This is a genomic window from Burkholderia sp. SIMBA_051, assembly GCF_046534915.1.
Lineage (GTDB): Bacteria > Pseudomonadota > Gammaproteobacteria > Burkholderiales > Burkholderiaceae > Burkholderia > Burkholderia ambifaria.
This window is the reverse complement of record NZ_JAWRXS010000007.1, coordinates 14,948-34,438: the sequence shown is the minus strand read 5'-3', so window position 1 is coordinate 34,438 and position 19,491 is coordinate 14,948. Positions and strand designations below refer to the sequence as shown.

17 protein-coding genes, 1 tRNA gene and 1 pseudogene are annotated in these 19,491 nt (G+C 66.0%); 14 read left to right on the top strand and 5 right to left on the bottom strand.

Annotated elements, in window-relative coordinates; genetic code table 11:
- The first annotated feature begins 44 nt into the window (after positions 1-44).
- From SB771_RS18305 to SB771_RS18290, 4 genes are all read left to right on the top strand, one after another.
- Positions 45-1,292 carry an ABC transporter substrate-binding protein gene (locus SB771_RS18305; RefSeq protein ID WP_011656199.1) on the top strand — a complete coding sequence of 416 codons (1,248 nt, stop codon included), beginning with the start codon at positions 45-47 and terminating at the stop codon, positions 1,290-1,292.
- Positions 1,293-1,430: 138 nt separating this feature from the next.
- A complete protein-coding gene (locus SB771_RS18300; protein WP_011656200.1) occupies positions 1,431-2,369 on the top strand; it encodes a carbohydrate ABC transporter permease in 939 nt (312 codons plus the stop codon).
- Positions 2,359-3,216: a carbohydrate ABC transporter permease gene (locus tag SB771_RS18295; RefSeq protein ID WP_006750821.1), complete on the top strand. Its 858-nt coding sequence runs from the start codon at positions 2,359-2,361 to the stop codon at positions 3,214-3,216. Before SB771_RS18300 ends, SB771_RS18295 begins: the two co-directional genes overlap by 11 nt.
- Positions 3,217-3,328: 112 nt before the next feature.
- Positions 3,329-4,444, top strand: a complete 1,116-nt coding sequence (locus SB771_RS18290; RefSeq protein ID WP_006750822.1) for an ABC transporter ATP-binding protein — start codon at positions 3,329-3,331, stop codon at positions 4,442-4,444.
- 85 nt (positions 4,445-4,529) lie between these two features.
- On the opposite strand, the gene SB771_RS18285 is transcribed toward SB771_RS18290, so the two are convergent.
- The 3 genes from SB771_RS18285 to trxB all read right to left on the bottom strand — a co-directional run bounded on the left by SB771_RS18285 (position 4,530) and on the right by trxB (position 7,017).
- A complete protein-coding gene (locus SB771_RS18285; RefSeq protein WP_175660974.1) occupies positions 4,530-5,153 on the bottom strand; it encodes a trimeric intracellular cation channel family protein in 624 nt (207 codons plus the stop codon).
- A complete protein-coding gene (locus SB771_RS18280; protein ID WP_175660975.1) occupies positions 5,140-5,919 on the bottom strand; it encodes a Smr/MutS family protein in 780 nt (259 codons plus the stop codon). The genes SB771_RS18285 and SB771_RS18280 overlap by 14 nt, the downstream gene beginning before the upstream one ends.
- 135 nt (positions 5,920-6,054) lie before the next feature.
- Entirely contained in the window at positions 6,055-7,017 is a 963-nt protein-coding gene (trxB, locus tag SB771_RS18275; RefSeq protein WP_006750825.1) for a thioredoxin-disulfide reductase, read from the bottom strand.
- Positions 7,018-7,318: 301 nt separating this feature from the next.
- On the opposite strand from trxB, the gene SB771_RS18270 reads away from it, so the two are divergent.
- The 3 genes from SB771_RS18270 to SB771_RS18260 all read left to right on the top strand — a co-directional run bounded on the left by SB771_RS18270 (position 7,319) and on the right by SB771_RS18260 (position 11,934).
- Positions 7,319-9,628: a DNA translocase FtsK gene (locus tag SB771_RS18270; protein WP_175660976.1), complete on the top strand. Its 2,310-nt coding sequence runs from the start codon at positions 7,319-7,321 to the stop codon at positions 9,626-9,628.
- A gap of 46 nt (positions 9,629-9,674) precedes the next feature.
- Complete coding sequence (lolA, locus tag SB771_RS18265; RefSeq protein WP_006750827.1) at positions 9,675-10,364, top strand: outer membrane lipoprotein chaperone LolA; 690 nt, start codon at positions 9,675-9,677, stop codon at positions 10,362-10,364.
- 259 nt (positions 10,365-10,623) lie between these two features.
- Complete coding sequence (locus SB771_RS18260; RefSeq protein ID WP_012363288.1) at positions 10,624-11,934, top strand: replication-associated recombination protein A; 1,311 nt, start codon at positions 10,624-10,626, stop codon at positions 11,932-11,934.
- A gap of 37 nt (positions 11,935-11,971) precedes the next feature.
- Here SB771_RS18260 and SB771_RS18255 read toward each other — a convergent pair whose 3' ends face one another.
- Positions 11,972-12,238 carry a DUF2164 domain-containing protein gene (locus tag SB771_RS18255; RefSeq protein WP_006750829.1) on the bottom strand — a complete coding sequence of 89 codons (267 nt, stop codon included), beginning with the start codon at positions 12,236-12,238 and terminating at the stop codon, positions 11,972-11,974.
- A gap of 252 nt (positions 12,239-12,490) precedes the next feature.
- Here SB771_RS18255 and serS point away from each other — a divergent pair, with 252 nt between their 5' ends.
- From serS to SB771_RS18235, 4 genes and pseudogenes are all read left to right on the top strand, one after another.
- The gene (gene serS / locus SB771_RS18250) at positions 12,491-13,792 is read left to right on the top strand and encodes a serine--tRNA ligase (protein WP_175660977.1); all 1,302 of its coding nucleotides are present in this window, start codon (positions 12,491-12,493) and stop codon (positions 13,790-13,792) included.
- Positions 13,793-13,906: 114 nt separating this feature from the next.
- A tRNA-Ser gene (locus tag SB771_RS18245) sits at positions 13,907-13,997 on the top strand.
- 391 nt (positions 13,998-14,388) lie between these two features.
- A complete protein-coding gene (locus SB771_RS18240; protein ID WP_244102780.1) occupies positions 14,389-15,090 on the top strand; it encodes a phosphatase PAP2 family protein in 702 nt (233 codons plus the stop codon).
- Positions 15,089-15,301 (top strand): annotated as a pseudogene (locus SB771_RS18235) (methyl-accepting chemotaxis sensory transducer); the annotation flags it as partial. The gene SB771_RS18240 and the pseudogene SB771_RS18235, both read left to right, overlap by 2 nt.
- A 30-nt stretch (positions 15,302-15,331) precedes the next feature.
- Here the strand turns inward: SB771_RS18235 and SB771_RS18230 are convergent.
- The gene (locus tag SB771_RS18230) at positions 15,332-16,492 is read right to left on the bottom strand and encodes an alkane 1-monooxygenase (protein WP_175660978.1); all 1,161 of its coding nucleotides are present in this window, start codon (positions 16,490-16,492) and stop codon (positions 15,332-15,334) included.
- Positions 16,493-17,031: 539 nt separating this feature from the next.
- Here SB771_RS18230 and SB771_RS18225 point away from each other — a divergent pair.
- The 3 genes from SB771_RS18225 (at position 17,032) to minD (ending at position 19,482) form a co-directional block, all read left to right on the top strand.
- Complete coding sequence (locus SB771_RS18225; protein ID WP_229061854.1) at positions 17,032-17,685, top strand: GNAT family N-acetyltransferase; 654 nt, start codon at positions 17,032-17,034, stop codon at positions 17,683-17,685.
- Between the two features lie 157 nt (positions 17,686-17,842).
- Positions 17,843-18,607, top strand: coding sequence for a septum site-determining protein MinC (gene minC, locus SB771_RS18220; protein WP_105831597.1), 765 nt, complete (start codon positions 17,843-17,845; stop codon positions 18,605-18,607).
- A 59-nt stretch (positions 18,608-18,666) separates the two neighbouring features.
- The gene (gene minD, locus SB771_RS18215) at positions 18,667-19,482 is read left to right on the top strand and encodes a septum site-determining protein MinD (RefSeq protein WP_006750835.1); all 816 of its coding nucleotides are present in this window, start codon (positions 18,667-18,669) and stop codon (positions 19,480-19,482) included.
- Positions 19,483-19,491 lie beyond the last annotated feature (9 nt).

Sequence of the window (19,491 nt, the reverse complement as noted above, 5' to 3'; positions counted from 1 at the left end):
GTCAGGGAACCTCACGAGTTGATTCAGTCTGGAGGAGATAAGTAATGAAAGTTCGCTCGATCATGGGCGCGCTCTGCGCCGCGGGTCTGATGGCTGGCGCCGTGGCGGCGCAGGCGGCCGAGAACGTAACGGTGCTGCACTGGTGGACCTCGGGCGGCGAGTCGAAGGCCGTCGGCGTGCTGAAGGACGACCTCCAGAAGCAGGGCTACGTGTGGAAGGACTTCGCGGTCGCGGGCGGCGCGGGCGCGGCGGCCATGACCGCGCTGAAGACCAAGGTGATCAGCGGCGACTCCCCGTCGGCCGCGCAGATCAAGGGCCCGCTGATCCAGGACTGGGCCGACCAGGGCGTGCTCGTCAACATCGATTCCGCTGCCGGCGACTGGAAGCAGAACCTGCCGCCGGAAATCGACAAGATCATCAAGTACAAGGGCCATACCGTCGCCGCGCCGTTCTCGGTGCACCGCGTGAACTGGCTCTATATCAACAAGGCCGCGCTCGACAAGATCGGCGCGAAGGTGCCGACGACCTGGCCCGAGTTCTTCGCGGTGGCCGACAAGCTGAAGGCCGCGGGCATCCAGCCGGTCGCGATGGGCGGCCAGCCGTGGCAGGACCTGACGCTGTGGGAAGACGTCGTGCTGTCGCAGGGCCCGGCGTTCTACAAGAAGGCGCTCGTCGATCTCGACCAGGCCACGCTGAACTCGCCGCAGATGGTGTCGGTGTTCGACACGGTGCGCAAGATCCAGGGCTACTTCGACACCGGCCGCAACGGTCGTGACTGGAACCTCGCGACCGCGATGGTGATCAACGGCAAGGCCGGCATGCAGTTCATGGGCGACTGGGCGAAGGGCGAGTTCGAGAACGCGGGCAAGAAGGCCGGCAAGGACTATATCTGTGCAGCGGTGCCGGGCACGGCGAATTCGTACACGTTCAACGTCGACTCGTTCGTGTTCTTCCAGCAGAAGGGCCAGAAGGACGCGACGCCGGGCCAGCTCGCCCTGGCGAAGACGATCATGACGCCGGCCTTCCAGGAGCAGTTCAGCCTGCTGAAGGGTTCGGTGCCGGTACGCCTCGGCGTGAAGATGGACAAGTTCGACGACTGCGCGAAGAAGTCGTACGCCGACGAGCAGACCGCGATCAAGTCGGGCGGCTTCGTGCCGTCGCTTGCGCACGGAATGGCGCAGGGCGACGCGACGGCCGGTGCGATCACCGACGTCGTGACGAAGTTCATGAACTCGCAGCAGGATTCGAAGAGCGCGGTCGCCGCGCTCGCGAAAGCCGCGAAGGTGAAGTAAGGCGCAACGGGCGCCCGGCCGGAAACGCATCGTCGGCCGGGCGTTTTTGCATGTGCAGCAAACGGGCTCGCCGGCGGGCCCGCGCCGTACCCGGCGCCGGCCCGGCCTGCGCCGCCCTCGTTCCAGGAGTCGAATCAAGTGGCTGCCCCTCTTAGCGGAAACGGATCCGGCGCTGCCGTCGCGCGGCGCACGTCGCCGATGTCGGCCTTCGCCGATCGCTGGATTCCGAAGCTCGTGCTCGCGCCGAGCCTCGCGATCGCCGTGGTGTTCATCTACGGTTTCATCCTGATTACCGGCTATCTGTCGCTGACCAACTCGCGGCTGTTGCCGAACTACGAATTCGACGGCTTCGGCCGTTACTCGGACCTGTTCCAGAACGACGTGTGGTGGACCTCCGCCGCAAACCTCGGCTGGTTCGGGATTCCGTTCATCGCGATCTGCGTCGCGCTCGGGCTGTTCCTCGCGATCCTGCTCGACCAGCGCATCCGCAACGAAGGCGCGCTGCGCGCGATCTTCCTGTACCCGATGGCGCTGTCGTTCATCGTCACGGGCACCGCGTGGCAGTGGATCCTGAACCCGGGCCTCGGCCTGGAGAAGGTGATGCACGACTGGGGCTGGACGAGCTTCTCGTTCGGCTGGCTCGACGATCCGGACAAGGCGATCTTCTGTATCGTGATCGCCGCCGTGTGGCAGTCGACCGGCTTCGTGATGGCGCTGTTCCTCGCCGGCTTGCGCGGCGTCGACGCCGAGATCTTCAAGGCCGCGCAGGTCGACGGCGCGACGCTGCCGACCATCTACCGCAAGATCGTGATCCCGAGCATGCGCCCGGTGTTCTTCTCGGTGCTGCTGATCCTCTGCCACATCACGATCAAGACCTTCGACCTGGTCGTCGCGCTGACGGCGGGCGGCCCCGGCACGTCGTCGTCGCTGCCGGCCATGTTCATGTACACGTTTTCGTTCAACCGCGGCCAGCTCGGGCTCGGCGCGGCGTCGTCGGTGATGATGCTCGCGACCGTGGTCGCGGTGCTGGTGCCGCTGATGTATATGGAATCGAGGAGCACCCGCAATGCAGCCTAAGATGACGATCAGCCGGGCAGTGATCTATGCGGCGCTGATCCTGTTCGCGCTGTATTTCCTGTTCCCGATCTACGTGATGCTGTCGACGTCGTTCAAGGACCTCGACCAGCTGCGCACCGGCAACCTGCTGACGCCGCCGACGCACTGGACTTTCGATCCGTGGGTGAAGGCGTGGAGCGGCGCGTGTACCGGCGTGCGCTGCGACGGGATGAAGCCGTTCTTCCTGAATTCGCTGCAGATGGTGATTCCGGCCGTGCTGATCTCGTCGCTGATCGGCGCGTTCAACGGCTACGTGCTCACGCACTGGCGCTTTCGCGGCGCGGATGCGCTGTTCACGATGATGCTGGTCGGCTGCTTCATCCCGTTCCAGGTGATCCTGCTGCCGATGGCGCGCCTGCAGGGGATGCTCGGCCTCGCGAATACGATTCCGGGCCTGGTGTTCGTGCACGTCGTGTACGGCATCGCGTTCACGACGATGTTCTTCCGCAACTTCTACGTGAGCGTGCCGGCCGAGCTCGTGAAGGCCGCGCGCATCGACGGCGCGGGCTTCTTCACGATCTTCACGAAGATCCTGCTGCCCGTGTCGCTGCCGATCTTCATGGTGTGCCTGATCTGGCAATTCACGCAGATCTGGAATGACTTCCTGTTCGGGATCGTGTTCTCCGGCGTCGACTCGATGCCGATCACGGTCGCGCTGAACAACCTCGTCAACACGTCGACGGGCGTGAAGGAGTACAACGTCGACATGGCGGGCGCGATCATCGCCGCGCTGCCGACGCTGCTCGTCTACGTGGTCGCCGGCCGCTACTTCGTGCGCGGGCTGACGGCGGGCGCGGTGAAGGGGTAAGCGCGGTTTCATCCGATACGACGAACCGGCCGCGCGCGAAGCGCGGCGCATCGAAACGAACCCGACGCGGCGCCGCAGTGCGCCGCGCGAGACGAGACAGAGGATTCACAGCATGGCAAGCCTTTCCATCCGTGACGTGTACAAGACCTACCCGAACGGGGTGCCGGTCCTGAAGGGTGTCGACATCGAGATCGAGGACGGACAGTTCCTGATCCTGGTCGGCGGGTCGGGCTGCGGGAAGTCGACGCTGCTCAACATGATCGCCGGCCTCGAGACCGTGACGAGCGGCGAGATCTGCATCGACGGCAAGGTCGTCAACGACCTGTCGCCGAAGGACCGTGACATCGCGATGGTGTTCCAGTCGTACGCGCTGTATCCGTCGATGACGGTGCGCGAGAACATCTCGTTCGGCCTGAACATCCGCAAGGTGCCCAAGAGCGAGCAGCAGCAGATCGTCGAGCGCGTGTCGGCGATGCTGCAGATCCAGCATCTGCTCGATCGCAAGCCGGGCCAGCTGTCGGGCGGCCAGCGCCAGCGCGTCGCGATGGGCCGCGCACTGGCGCGCGATCCGTCGCTGTTCCTGTTCGACGAGCCGCTGTCGAACCTCGACGCGAAGCTGCGCATCGAGATGCGCGCGGAAATCAAGCTGCTGCACCAGCGCCTCGGCACGACGATCGTCTACGTGACGCACGACCAGATCGAGGCCATGACGCTCGGCGACCGGATCGCGGTGATGAAGGACGGTGTGGTCCAGCAGTTCGGCGCGCCGCAGGACATCTACGATTCGCCGTCGAACCTGTTCGTCGCGGGCTTCATCGGCGCGCCGCCGATGAACTTCATCAACGGCAAGCTGGTCGAGCAGGGCAGCGGGATCGCGCTCGAGATCGACACGGGCGTCAAGCGCGGCGCGCTGAACCTGCCGTTCGATGGCCAGCTGAAGTCGCACGTCGGCCGCGAGGTGATCCTCGGCCTGCGTCCGGAGCGCATCACCGACGTGCGCCACGCGCACAACGGCGACGCGTCGCACCTGCAGCCGTTCGACGTGCGCGTCGACGTGACCGAGCCGACCGGCCCCGACACGCACGTGTTCGCGCAGGTCAATGGCAAGCGGATCGTGAGCCGCGTGCATCCGGCCGCGAACCCGCAGCCCGACCAGACGCTGTCGCTGCTGTTCGACGTGTCGAAGGCGGTGCTGTTCGATCCGGCGTCGGAAGAGCGGATCGCGTGAGGCGGCGTTTACGCTGAACGAAAGAGAAGGGGCCGTCTGTGTGAACGGCCCCTTTCATTTTTGCATGTGGCGATGTGTGGCGGCGTCAGTGCGGCAACCGCACGTCGAACTTGAACGTCGCGAGCCGCGCGACGAGGATGAAACCGGTCGCGAACAGCACGCTGTACACCGAGTCGAACTGCAGCCATGCGAGCAGCAGGTAGAACCAGCAGCCGACGAACGCGCAGGTCGCGTACGGCCGCGAATCGCGCAGGATCAGCGGGATGTCGTTGCACAGCACGTCGCGGATGATGCCGCCGACCACGCCGGTGATCACGCCCATCATCACCGCGATGAAGCGCGGCATCTCGGCATCGAGCGCGATCGAGGTGCCCGAGATGCTGAAGATGCCGAGCCCGATCGCATCGGCGACCAGCAGCAGCCGCTCGGCCGACAGCCGCGACAGCATCCGCAGCACGATCGGCGCGAACAGCGCGAGCACGAAGATCGCGATCACGTAGTCGTCGTGGATGACCCAGTAGAACGGCCGGCGTTCGAGCAGGATGTCGCGCAGCGTGCCGCCGCCGAACGCGGTGGCGAGCGCGACGACGAACGTGCCGACCGAGTCGAGGCGGTTTTTGCGCGCCTCGATGAAGCCCGAGATCGCGAAGGCGAGCGTCGCGATCGCTTCCAGTATCGAGATCGCGAGCGTCAGCCTAGGATGCGGCACGCGGCCCCCGATCGGCGGGGGCCGGCAGCGGCTGCAGCAGCACGAGCACCGCGCCCGCGCCGCCGTCGTGGCTGCGCGCCTCGCAGAACGCGATCACTTCTTCCTTCTGCACGAGCCACGCGCGCACCTTGCCTTTCAGCACGGGCTCCTTGCCGATCGAGCCGAGCCCCTTGCCGTGGATCACGCGCAGGCAGCGCAGCCCCTTCTTGCCGGCTTCGCGGATGAATTCCGCGAGCGCGTCGCGCGCCTCGTCGCGCCGCATCCCGTGCAGGTCGAGCTGCGCCTGCACGATCCACGCGCCGCTGCGCAGCTTGCGCACGACTTCGCGGCTGATGCCGGGGCGGTGGTAGTACAGCGATTCGTCGCTGTCGAGCAGCGTCTCGGGATCGAATTCGTCGGACAGCGTCGCGTTCAGCACATCTTCCTCGTCGCGCTGCGTCTGCTTCGGCACGGGGTCGGGCGGCGTGCGGCCGGGCTTCGCGCGCGGCGGCGCGTTCAGCGGCTGGATCGCGCCGATTTCGTTGCGGAACAGGTTCGCGTCGGCTTCCGCCTGGCGCGCGACCTTCGCGGTTTCGACGCGGGCGCGCTCGCGGCGGTCGGCTTCGCCTTGCAGCGACTTGCGCAGCGCGCCGAGGCCGGCCAGGCCCTGGCCGCGCAACGTGGCGGCATCGGGTGCGGGCGGGGGCGCGGCGGGCGCCGGGTTCGCGGGACGGGCGGCGATCTGCCGCTTCGCGGGATCGCTCGGATGGGGCTGGTTCTTCGCCATGATTCGGTAACCGGGGCAGGCGCGTCGGACGCGCGGGCACAAAAAAGCCGCTGCACGGCGGCAGCGGCTTTCCGGTCAAGCCTGCTTCGCGGCAGCGGACGCCATTGTAGCGCCCGGCGGCCGAACGCTTGACGCTTACTTCTTGTCGTGCAGGCCTTCGAGGTAGCGCTGCGCGTCGAGCGCGGCCATGCAGCCCGTGCCGGCGCTGGTGATTGCCTGGCGGTACACGTTGTCCTGCACGTCGCCGGCGGCGAACACGCCCGGCACGCTGGTCGACGTCGCGTTGCCGTGCAGGCCGCTCTTCGTCAGGATGTAGCCGTCCTTCATCTCGAGCTGGCCCTGGAACAGGTCGGTGTTCGGCTTGTGGCCGATCGCGACGAACACACCCTGCACGTTGAGGTCCTGCGTCGCGCCGGTCTTCACGTTCTTGATGCGCAGGCCCGTGACGCCCGACTGCTCGCCCGTCACTTCGTCGAGCACGTGATCCCACTTGATGTCGACGACGCCTTCCTTTTCCTTCTCCAGCAGGCGGTCGATCAGGATCGGCTCGGCGCGGAACTTGTCGCGGCGGTGAATCACCGTGACCTTCTTCGCGATGCCCGTCAGGTAGAGCGCTTCCTCGACGGCCGTGTTGCCGCCGCCGATCACCGCGACTTCCTGGTTGCGATAGAAGAAGCCGTCGCACGTCGCGCAGGCCGACACACCCTTGCCCATGAAGGCTTCCTCGGACGGCAGGCCGAGATACTGCGCGGACGCGCCGGTCGCGATGATCAGCGAGTCGCACGTGTATTCGCCCGAATCGCCGATCAGCCGGATCGGCTGTTCGTGCAGTTTCGCGGTGTGGATGTGGTCGAATACGATTTCGGTGTTGAAGCGCTCGGCGTGCTCCTGGAAGCGCGCCATCAGTTCGGGGCCTTGCACGCCCTTTGCGTCCGCCGGCCAGTTTTCGACATCGGTCGTCGTCATCAGCTGGCCGCCCTGCGCGATGCCGGTGACGAGCACCGGGGACAGGTTGGCGCGTGCCGCGTAGACGGCAGCCGTGTAGCCGGCGGGGCCGGAACCGAGAATCAGGACTTTGGCGTGTTTGGGCGTGGACATGTGCGAATCCGTAAAAGGCGGCCGCGGCGGGCGGGATAAGGCTCGCCGGACGGTCTGGGTTGACCGGGATGCCGTCATAGATGGGTATCAGACGCGCATTATAAAGGCCCCGTTGCTGCACTGCCGAACGAGAGTTTCAATCGTCGCGATAGCGTTTGCCGGGAGGCGGCGCGCGGCCAGGCTTCATGCACCCGGCCCTCTTATGTAACCGTCATTTACACTTGGCGGCCCGGTGCAGCGTTTACAATGAGCGCGATCGAACGACAGGCGGGCCCGCGGCCCGTCCTCTTTATACGGATTCATGGCAAAAGCTCCTTATTCCGCCCAGGCACAGGCGTTGCCGCACCGGATGTCGAAGCTCCTCACGGAGATCCGCTGGATTCTCCAGGTCGCGCTCTGCGCTTTTCTGGTGATGGCCCTGTTGAGCTACAGCCGGCGCGATCCGAGCTGGACGCACGCGGCGCAGGTGGACCACATCTCGAACTGGGCCGGCCGCGTGGGCGCGTGGACGGCCGACATCATCCTGCTGCTGTTCGGCCTGTCGGCCTACTGGCTGATCGTGCCGCTCGGACGGCGCATCGCGGTCAACTACCGGCGCATCACGCGTCACGAGGCGGTCGTCGACGAACCCGAGCGGCCGATCGGCTGGCTCACCGAGATCTTCGCGTTCGTGCTCGTCGTGCTCGCGTGCGACGGCATCGAGGCGCTGCGGATGTGGTCGCTGAAGGTGCAGTTGCCGCGCGCGGCGGGCGGCGTGATCGGCGAGGCCGTGGCCGGCGCGATGTCGCACGCGTTCGGCTTCACCGGCGGCACGCTGCTGCTCCTGATCGCGCTCGCGATCGGCCTGTCGCTGTATTTCCGCTTCTCGTGGCTGTCGGTCGCCGAGCGCGTCGGCGGCGCGATCCTGTCCGCCGTCAACGTCGCGAAGCTGCGCCGCGAGGCCGAGCGCGACCGCAAGCTCGGCGAGGCCGCGGCCGTGCGCCGCGAAGGCAAGGTCGAGGAGGAGCGGGTGCGCATCGAGGATCACGAGCCCGTCACGATCGTGCCGCCGGTCGTCACGCCGGCGAAGTCCGAGCGCGTCGAGCGCGAGCGCCAGGTGCCGCTCTTCACCGACCTGCCGGGCGATTCGACGCTGCCGCCGGTGTCGCTGCTCGATCCCGCGCCGAAGACGCAGGAAGCGATTTCCGCCGATACGCTCGAATTCACGTCGCGGCTGATCGAGAAGAAGCTGAAGGATTTCGGCGTGGAGGCGAGCGTCGTCGCCGCGTATCCGGGCCCGGTCGTCACGCGCTACGAGATCGAGCCGGCCACCGGCGTGAAGGGCAGCCAGATCGTCAACCTCGCGAAGGATCTCGCGCGTTCGCTGTCGCTCGTGTCGATCCGCGTGGTCGAGACGATCCCCGGCAAGAACTACATGGCGCTCGAGCTGCCGAACCAGCGCCGCCAGACGGTGCACCTGTCCGAGATCATCGGCTCGGAAGTCTATGCGGCCGCGTCGTCGGCGCTGACGCTGAGCCTCGGCAAGGACATCGGCGGCAAGCCGGTGTGCGCGGATCTCGCGAAGATGCCGCACCTGCTGGTCGCCGGCACGACCGGTTCGGGCAAGTCGGTCGGGATCAACGCAATGATCCTGTCGCTGCTGTACAAGGCGACCGCCGAGCAGGTGCGCCTGATCCTGATCGATCCGAAGATGCTCGAAATGAGCGTCTACGAAGGCATTCCGCACCTGCTGTGCCCGGTCGTCACCGACATGCGCCAGGCCGGCCATGCGCTGAACTGGACGGTCGCGGAGATGGAGCGCCGCTACAAGCTGATGAGCAAGCTCGGCGTGCGCAACCTCGCCGGCTACAACAACAAGATCGACGACGCGGCGAAGCGCGAGGAAAAGATTCCGAATCCGTTCAGCCTGACGCCGGACGATCCTGAGCCGCTCGGCCGCCTGCCGAATATCGTCGTCGTGATCGACGAGCTCGCCGACCTGATGATGGTCGTCGGCAAGAAGGTCGAGGAGCTGATCGCGCGGATCGCGCAGAAGGCGCGCGCGGCCGGCATCCACCTGATCCTCGCGACGCAGCGTCCGTCCGTCGACGTGATCACCGGCCTGATCAAGGCGAACGTGCCGACGCGGATCGCGTTCCAGGTGTCGTCGAAGATCGACTCGCGCACGATTCTCGACCAGATGGGCGCCGAATCGCTGCTCGGGATGGGTGACATGCTGTACCTGCCGCCGGGCAGCGGGCTGCCGGTGCGCGTGCACGGCGCGTTCGTCGCCGACGACGAAGTGCATCGCGTCGTCGAGAAGCTCAAGGAGCACGGCGAGCCGAACTACGTCGAAGGGCTGCTCGAAGGCGGCACCGCCGATGGCGACGAGGGTTCGGCCGGCGCGGGAACCGGCGAAGGCGGCAACGAGTCTGATCCGCTGTACGACCAGGCGGTCGAGATCGTCATCAAGAACCGCCGCGCGTCGATTTCGCTCGTGCAGCGCCATCTGCGGATCGGCTATAACCGCGCGGCGCGGCTGCTCGAGCAGATGGAACAGTCGGGGCTCGTGTCGGCGATGTCGTCGAGCGGCAACCGCGAAATTCTTGTGCCGGCGCGCGACGCGGAATGAGTCCGCGGCGCCCGCGGCGCCGGCCACCCACGGAGAAAACCGCAATATGCAGCAACATTCGTTCGCATTGTCCCTTCGCTCGACGCGGCGCTGGCTCGGCGCGGCGCTCGCCGGTGCATCGCTGATGCTCGCGGCGACGCACGCGTTCGCGAGCGGCACCGAGCAACTGAAGGCCTTCGTGTCGCAGGTGCGTTCGGCGAAGGGCGAATTCACGCAGCAGATCGTCAAGGCGCCGAGCAAGGGCGCGAGCGCCGCGCAGGCCGCGCCGAAGCCGAACGACAATTCGAGCGGCACGTTCGTGTTCTCGCGTCCGGGCAAGTTCATCTGGACGTACCAGAAGCCGTACCAGCAGGTGCTGCAGGCCGACGGCGACAAGCTCTACGTGTACGACCGCGACCTGAACCAGGTCACCGAGCGCAAGCTGAACGGCGCGCTGGGCGCGAGCCCGGCCGCGATCCTGTTCGGCAGCAACGATCTCGACAAGAACTACACGCTGCGCGATGCGGGCGAGAAGGGCGGGATCGACTGGCTCGAGATGCTGCCGAAGGCGCAGGACACGCAGTTCCAGCGGATCGGCATCGGGTTCCGCAACGGCACGCTTGCCGCGATGGAGCTGCACGACGTGTTCGGCAACGTCACGCTGCTCACGTTCACGAACATCCAGACGAATCCGCCGCTGAAGGGCGATACGTTCAAGTTCGTCGTGCCGAAGGGCGCGGATGTGATCAACGGCTGACGGCGTCGCACCGTTGTCCCGACACGGGCCTGCCGGCAACGGCAGGCCCGTGTTGTTTGGGGGCGCGGGCACTGGGCGTGGGCACCGGCGCGGGCACCGGGCGCCGGGCACTGGGCGCGGGCACCGGGCGCGGGCACCGGCGCCGGGCACCGCGCGCGGGCGCCCGGCCCCCGCCCCCGGCGGCGCAGTCGCGCGGCTGTCATAATATTGGGTCCGGCGGCCCGTTCGGCCGCCATTGTCTGATCTGGAGCGAGGGTTCATGTCCGACCTGTTTCAAGTCGAGCCGCGCCGGCCGCTCGCCGAGGCGCTGCGGCCCAAGACGCTCGCCGAGGTGATCGGCCAGACGCATCTGCTGGGCGAAGGCAAGCCGCTGCGGCTCGCATTCGAATCCGGCAAGCCGCATTCGATGATCCTGTGGGGGCCGCCCGGCGTCGGCAAGACGACGCTCGCGCGCCTCACCGCGCTCGCGTTCGACTGCGAATTCATCGCGCTGTCCGCGGTGCTCGGCGGCGTGAAGGACATCCGCGAGTCGATGGAGCAGGCGAAGGACACGCTGAACCGCACCGGCCGCCACACGATCCTGTTCGTCGACGAAATCCACCGCTTCAACAAGGGGCAGCAGGATGCGCTGCTGCCGTTCGTCGAGTCGGGGCTGGTGACCTTCATCGGCGCGACGACCGAGAATCCGAGCTTCGAAGTCAACTCGGCGCTGCTGTCGCGTGCGCAGGTGTACGTGCTGCAGTCGCTGAACGACGACGAGATGCGTCAATTGCTCAAGCGTGCGCAGGAAATCGCGCTCGACGGCCTCGCGTTCGACGACAAGGCGGTCGATACGCTCATCGGTTACGCGGACGGCGACGCGCGGCGCTTCCTGAACCTGCTCGAGCAGGCGCAGACGGCTGCTGCTTCCTCGCGAATCACGACCATCGATGCCGATTTCGTCAGCAGCGCGATGACGCTGAACGCGCGGCGCTTCGACAAGGGCGGCGACAATTTCTACGACCAGATCTCGGCGCTGCACAAGTCGGTGCGCGGTTCGAGCCCGGACGGCGCGCTGTACTGGTTCTGCCGGATGATCGACGGCGGCGCGGATCCGAAATATCTGGCGCGACGGATCGTGCGGATGGCGTGGGAAGACATCGGCCTGGCCGACCCGCGCGCGCTGCAGGTGGCGAACGACGCGGCCGAGACCTACGAGCGGCTCGGCTCCCCCGAAGGCGAGCTGGCGCTCGGGCAGGCGGTGATCTATCTCGCGTGCGCGGCGAAGAGCAACGCGGGCTACAACGCGTTCAACCAGGCGATGGCGTTCGTGAAGCAGGACAAGTCGCGCGAGGTGCCCGTGCATCTGCGCAATGCGCCGACCAAGCTGATGAAGGAACTTGGCTACGGTCATGCGTATCGCTACGCGCACGACGAGCCGAACGCCTATGCGGCCGGCGAGACCTACCTGCCGGAAGGCATGCGCGAGCCGCGCTGGTACAAGCCGGTGCCGCGCGGGCTCGAAGCGAAGATCGCCGACAAGCTCGCATGGCTGCGCGAGCTCGACCGCGAGGCCGGCAAGAAGGACTGACCGGCCGCACGCGGCGGCGCGCGCTACGCCGGGTGCGTCAGCGCTTGCGGCCCGGCTGCTTCTTCCAGTACTCGAACGGCTCAGCGTGGCATTCGATGTCGAGTTCGGCGACGCGTGCGTGCAGGCGTTCCTGCGCATCGGCGATCGCGAGGTTGTAGATCGCCGGCGCGATTTCCTCGACGAAGAAGTGCAGCAGCGCGCCAGCCTGAATGTTGCCGATCGGCTCGTCCATGTTTTCTGTGAAATAGCGTTGCAGCGACGCGATCGCGCGGTCGCGGACATCCTTGTCCAGCTCGATGGCCATCGGGGTTCCCTCGGGTGATGGTGATGCGAAGGCGGGTGCGTGACCCGCCGCTTTGCGCCCGCCCGGCGCGGCTGTCGCGCGCTGCGCGGCGGCGCTGCACGATATGCTTCGCCGGCTGCCGACGCGCACGCCGACAATGCGATACTGCCACGTCAGTCGCGCGTTTGCGCCACTGTCCGTCCGGCCAATGCCGTGGCGAGCGCGCGGTGCGTTAGAATTCCCGTCTTACACAACGATTTCCCAAGTCCTCCCATGCTCGACATCCAGTTGCTGCGCAAAGACCTCGACGGCGTCGCGAAGCGCCTCGCCGATCGCGGCTACACCCTCGACGTCGCCGCGTTTTCCGCCCTCGAAGCGGAACGCCGCGCGATCCAGACCCGTACCGAAGAGCTCCAGGCGCGCCGCAACAGCCTGTCGAAGCAGATCGGCGCGATGAAGGGGAAGGGCGAGGACACGTCGGCCGTGATGGCCGAAGTCGGCGGCATCGGCGACGAGATGAAGGCGTCGGAGGCCAAGCTCGGCGAGATCCAGACGCGCCTGTCCGACCTGATGCTGGGCATGCCGAACATCGCGCACGAAAGCGTGCCGGTCGGCAAGGACGAAGCCGACAACGTCGAGGTGCGCCGCTGGGGCACGCCGCGCGAGTTCGACTTCGCGGTGAAGGATCACGTCGACGTCGGCACGCCGCTCGGTCTCGATTTCGAAACCGGCGCGAAGCTCGCCGGCGCACGCTTCACGATGCTGCGCGGCGCGATCGCACGCCTGCACCGCGCGCTCGCGCAGTTCATGATCGACACGCACACGCTGCAGCACGGCTACAGCGAGACGTACACGCCGTACATCGTGAATCCCGAGATCCTGTACGGCACGGGCCAGCTGCCGAAGTTCGCGGACGACATGTTCCGCGTCGAGAAGGGCGGCGGCGAGAACACGATCACGCAATACCTGATCTCGACGTCCGAGATTTCGCTGACGAACACCGTGCGCGACTCGATCGTCGAAGGCTCCGCGCTGCCGATCAAGCTGACCGCGCATTCGCCGTGCTTCCGCTCGGAAGCCGGCTCGTACGGCCGCGACACGCGCGGGATGATCCGCCAGCACCAGTTCGACAAGGTCGAGATGGTGCAGGTCGTCGCGCCCGACGCATCGTACGCGGCGCTCGACGAGATGGTCGGCCACGCGGAAGCGATCCTGCAGAAGCTCGGCCTGCCGTACCGCGTTGTGGCGCTGTGCACCGGCGACATGGGTTTCTCGGCCGCGAAGACGTTCGACCTCGAAGTGTGGCTGCCCGCGCAGAACACCTATCGCGAGATCTCGAGCTGCTCGAACACCGAGGCGTTCCAGGCGCGCCGGATGCAGGCGCGTTTCCGCAATGCGCAGGGCAAGCCGGAACTCGTGCATACGCTGAACGGTTCGGGTCTCGCGGTCGGCCGCACGCTGGTCGCGGTGCTGGAGAACTACCAGAACGCGGATGGCTCGGTCACGGTGCCGGAAGCACTGCGTCCGTACATGGGCGGCATGGAGCGAATCGACGCGCCTGCACAGGCGTCGTAACGCGGCCTTCAAACCCTTCGCAAAAAATTTGCAGAAAGGGCTTGTCAGCGAGGAAACGATCGTCTTATAATCTTTTTCTCGCGGAAACGACCAGCCGCGAGATGCAGCAAGGAAGGAGAGGTGGCAGAGTGGTCGAATGTACCTGACTCGAAATCAGGCGTACGGTTTCCCCGTACCGTGGGTTCGAATCCCACCCTCTCCGCCAAAATACGAAGCCCCGTGATCCGAAAGGATCACGGGGTTTTTCGTTTTGGTCGTTCAGTTTCATGAGCGTTGCTGTGCCGATGCCGGTGTACGATAGCGCGCTGGCGCATGGGCCGGCCGACACACGTTGAACCATAAAAGCCACAATGAGAGCGAGCACGGGGATCTGGGGAAAGCTGACGGGCGCTGTCTTGCTGACAGCGCTCGCTGCCTGCATGTGTGTCACGCGCGCGGATTGGGTCGTGAATCCCGACAGCGTCGTCGAGCTCGTGAAGAACGTCGCATTCGGGTTCGCGGCAAGCGGGTTCCTTGCAGTCCTGTCCTGCGTACGCCGCTATCGCGACATCACGCGAATGCTGCGCTGTCGCGAATTTGCATTTGCGCTACTGAGCGTGGCGCTGCTCGCAACGCTCAGTGCGGCCGTCGCCGTGCTCGATTATCTCTGCGTGGCGCTCGCCCCGCCCCCGGTCGAAAACCATCTCGTTCGCTTCGATGCGATGCTTGGTTTCCATTGGCCGGACCTGTACCGATGGGTGATGGCGCAAACGGACCTGCACCGTGTGCTCGATCTCGCGTATCGCAGCGGCATGCCGCAACTGATTGCTGTGCCGTTCATCCTGGCGGCGGCCCGCCGCGTCGACGATCTTGCAGAGTTCGTCGCGCAGTTCATGTTTGCGGTGATCGTGGTCGTGCTCGTCTCCACGCCGTTCCCGGCTGCCAGCGCATTCATCCATTTCGGTATCACCGACCCGGGCACCGCATCGACGGTGACACACTACGACCTGCTGCGCAGCGGGCAATTCCATCAATTGAACCTGGCCGAATCGCAGGGGCTCGTGTCGTTGCCGTCGTTCCATGTGATGCTGGCTCTGCTGTTCGCGTATGCGGTGCGGCATGTCCGCTACGTGTTTCCAGCCGGGGTCGTGCTGAATGCGGTAATGATTGCATCGACGCCAACGCAGGGCGGTCACTACCTGGCTGACGTGATTGCCGGGATCGTGGGCGGTGTGCTGTCGATCGTCGCGGTGCGTCGCTGGATGGCCGGCCGGCGCACGACCGAGGCGGCCCGACCGCACGCGGCAAGTCCGACCTGATCGCGCGACGACCGGCGGGATCTCCTCCGCATCGCAGGAGCAGAGCGGCGGCATCCAGCAGGTGAACGTCGCGGTCACGCAGATGGATGAAGCGACGCAGCGCAACGCGGCGCTGGTCGAACAGGCGTCGGCCGCAACGCAGGCGCTGGCCGAGCAGGCGAGCGCGCTGCGGCACGCGGTCGCCGTGTTCAGGCTGCCGCAAGCCGCCTGACGATATCGCCGGCGACCGCGCAGCCCGGCATCACGGCGCCGCCGAATACTGCGCGAGCACGCGAGCGCGGATCGACGGCTTGATGTTCGATTGCGCCATGTTGCCGCCATAGTGCGCGACGACACGCGGATTCATCACGCGATACCAGAGCGGCGGCACGTACGCGAACAGGATCATCGTCGCGTAGCCGGCAGGCAGTTGCGGCGAGTCGTCGAAGTGGCGCAGCGCCTGGTACGAGCGCGTCGGGTTCGCGTGATGGTCGGCGTGCCGCTGCAACTGATACAGGAACAGGTTGGTGACGACGTGATTGCTGTTCCACGAATGCTGCGGCGTGCAGCGTTCGTAGCGGCCGCTCGGCAGCTTGCGGCGGCCGAGCCCGTAGTGCTCGACGTAGTTGACGACTTCGAGCAGCGACGCACCGTACACGGCCTGGATCACGAGGAACGGGATCACGACCTTGCCGGCCATCGCGATCGCGATGCCCCACACGACGACGGTCATCGCCCATGCATGCAGTACCTCGTTGCGCCAGGTCCACGGCGAATGCCCGAGCCGCTCGAGGCGCGTCTTTTCGAGCCGCCAGGCCGAGCGGATGCTGCCCGTCACCGTGCGCGGCAGGAAGGCCCAGAACGATTCGCCGTAGCGCGCGCTCGCCGGATCCTCGGCCGTCGCGACGCGCACGTGATGGCCGCGGTTGTGCTCGACGAAGAAGTGCCCGTACGCAACCGGCGCGAGCGTGACTTTCGCGAGCCAGCGCTCGAAGCGGCTGGTCTTGTGCCCGAGTTCGTGCGCGGTGTTGATCGAGATGCCCGTCGCCGCGCCGAGCGACAGCGCGAAGCCGACGTAGTCGTACCACGCGAGCGCATGCGTGCCGACGATCCACACGCACATGAAGAACGCGATGTATTCGACCAGCGTCGCGAGATAGACGATGTAGCGGTAATACCGCGCCCGTTCGAGGTCCGGGACGACGGCTTCGGGCGGATTGTCGCGATCGTCGCCGATCAGCGTGTCGAGGATCGGAATCACGCCGAACGCGAACAGCGGGCCGAACCACCAGAACACGTGAAGACCCGTCGACAACGCAAGCTGGGCCGAGAAGATCGGCAGCGTGATCGTCACCGCACCGAGCAGCCACAGATAACGCTTGCCATCCGACCAGCCCGAGGCCGATTCGTCGGTCGTTGCCATTGTCTCCCTCCTTTCGGGGCCGGCTCCTGCGCTTGCGGGCGCGGCGGCCACACGTGCACGTTTATCGTCGTTCGAATCGTCGTTGGTCCGCGACACGGCGCGCGGCACCGGATCGGTGTCCGGTTGTGCCAGTTATACGACCGCCGCGCACGCTTTCCAAACCCCGGCGCTAGGCATGAAACTCCAAACGGCGGCCGGTGGGTGACGCGTGTCGGGAAGGGCCGGCACGCGGGTGATTGAAACAGGCCAACGCAGGCCCGATCCACCCGTGCGGCCGGGGTGTCGTCAGAGGAATGTGTGTTGTGATGCTCGCGGCTCTCCAGCGGTGAGCTTCGCAACGAATGTTGCAATGCAATAAGCGCGGCTCAACGACGTGCGGCGCGCCAGTCCTTTTCCGTACATATGTTACGAACGATTACGGCCGTGGCGCTCAAATAACGGACGCGCGCTGCATGAATCCCATACATGACAAGGCGAGAAGGGCGACATGTCTGACCTTGTGGCTCGCCCGCCATGCATCACTGCGCATCGCCGCGCCAATGCTGCATCTGCACACCCGCGCGAGCGCGACCTCCGTTGCCTTTCGATCCGCGCTGTCATTTGAAAATAACGATTTGACTCATGCCCCGCTTTCGGTTGAAGCTAGTAGCTTGCTGTCCGAAGGGGGCTGTGCCTGCATGAGTTCGACCTTGACCGTTCGTCGTATCGCTGCCGACCAAGGCCGCGTGTATCGCGAACTCCGCGCCGCGTCATTGCGTGAGCCCTACGCGCCCGGCGAAGCGCCGGAGGCCGAATTGCTGAACGTCGATGCCGACGCGGCGGCGGCCATCGCCGCGCTGCGCGCCACGTCCGACGAGTCGACGACTTTCCTGCTGTACACCGAAGGCCATCCGGCCGGCATGATCGGCGCGTATTTCGACAATACGCCCGAGCGGCGCGCGTTCGTCAGCGAGCTGTGGGTCGCGCACGCGGTCCGTCATCTGCGCGGCGGCGTGCTGTTGCTGGAAACGGCCACCGCGTGGCTGGCCGAACGCGGTGCGCAGGACGTCTATGCATGGATCGCCGACGCAAACCGCAACGCCATCCGTTTCTACGAACGCGCGGGTTTCGGCAACACGGGCGAGCATGCACCAATCGCGCGCATGCCCGGCGCGATGAAGTCGTTGTTCGTGTCGCACTTCAACACACCCTGACGCATGAACGCGCGGGCCGCACGGCGCAATGAAGGCCCGGTCGCCCGTCCCACTGCCCCCCTTCTGGTCGCGCGTTCGCCGCGACCCGGTTTCCCAAAAATGATGGCTGCACGCGTGGACGCCTGTAAAATACGCAAAAATTTTTTGCAGAGTGTCCATGTCGCTTAAAAAATCGCCATTCTTCGAGCTGCGCAGCGGATCGGTCGATACGTTGCTGTTCACCGTGAAGACGACCGATCTCGATGCGTTGCGTACCGAACTGGTCAAGCGCTTCGAAGCGACTCCCGAGTTTTTCGCCGACGATGTCGTCGCGATCGACGTCCGCCGCCTCGCGGACGGCGAACGCGTCGCGCTCGCCGACATCCGCCAGATGCTGAACGACGTGCGGATGCGCCCGGTGGGCGTCGTGGCGCTGGCCACGCAGGGCTGGGCGGGGGAAGCCGGTCTGCCGTTGCTGGAGGCACGCGATCGCCGCGTGTCGGCCGCGAAGCCGGCCGACGAAGCGGAGCCAGCGCCTGTCGTTGCCGAGGCCGTTGCGGCAGCCGAACCGGCGCCGGAGCCTGCACCGACGCAGATTTCGGCGGGCGGCCAGACGCTGGTGATCGATCGGCCGCTGCGTTCGGGGCAGCAGATTTACGCGAAAGGGGACCTCGTGGTGCTTGCGCCGGTCAGTCACGGCGCCGAGATCATCGCGGAAGGCAACATCCACATCTACGCGCCGTTGCGCGGCCGCGCACTCGCGGGCGTGCACGGCAATCACGACGCGCGCATTTTCTGCACGTGTCTCGAACCGGAACTGATTTCAATCGCGGGTATCTATCGAACGACCGAGAACCCGTTGCCCGCCGACATACTGGGCAAAGCGGTGCAGATCCGGCTCGAAGAGGAAAAACTGATGATCGAACCGCTGCGCCTGACGTGATTCACGCGGCGCACGCCGGATCGATCGGCTCTCATTGACGAACACAGGGTATTGGGTAAATGGCAAAAATCATCGTGGTGACTTCGGGCAAGGGCGGCGTGGGCAAGACGACGACCAGCGCGAGCTTCGCGTCGGGCCTCGCGCTGCGTGGCCACAAGACGGCCGTGATCGACTTCGACGTTGGCCTGCGCAACCTCGATCTCATCATGGGCTGCGAGCGGCGCGTGGTGTACGACCTCGTCAACGTGATCCAGGGCGAAGCGAACCTGAACCAGGCGCTCATCAAGGACAAGAAGTGCGAGAACCTGTACATCCTGCCGGCGTCGCAGACGCGCGACAAGGATGCGCTCACGCGCGACGGCGTCGAGAAGGTGCTGAACGACCTGGTCGCGATGGACTTCGACTTCATCGTCTGCGATTCGCCGGCCGGGATCGAAGCCGGTGCGCTGCATGCGATGTACTTCGCCGATGAAGCGCTGATCGTCACGAACCCGGAAGTGTCGTCGGTGCGCGACTCGGACCGCATTCTCGGCATCCTGTCGTCGAAGACGAAGCGCGCGACCGAAGGCAAGGATCCGATCAAGGAGCACCTGCTGATCACGCGTTACAGCCCGAAGCGCGTGAGCGAAGGCGAGATGCTGTCGCTCGAGGACATCAGCGAGATCCTGCGCATCAAGCTGATCGGCGTGGTGCCCGAATCGGAAGCCGTGCTGCACGCATCGAACCAGGGTCTGCCGGCCGTGCATATCGACGGCACCGACGTGGCGGAAGCGTACAAGGACGTCGTCGCTCGCTTCCTCGGCGAGGACAAGCCGCTGCGCTTCACCGATTACCAGAAGCCGGGCCTGCTGCAGCGCCTCTTCGGCAGCAAGTAACGGAGGCCG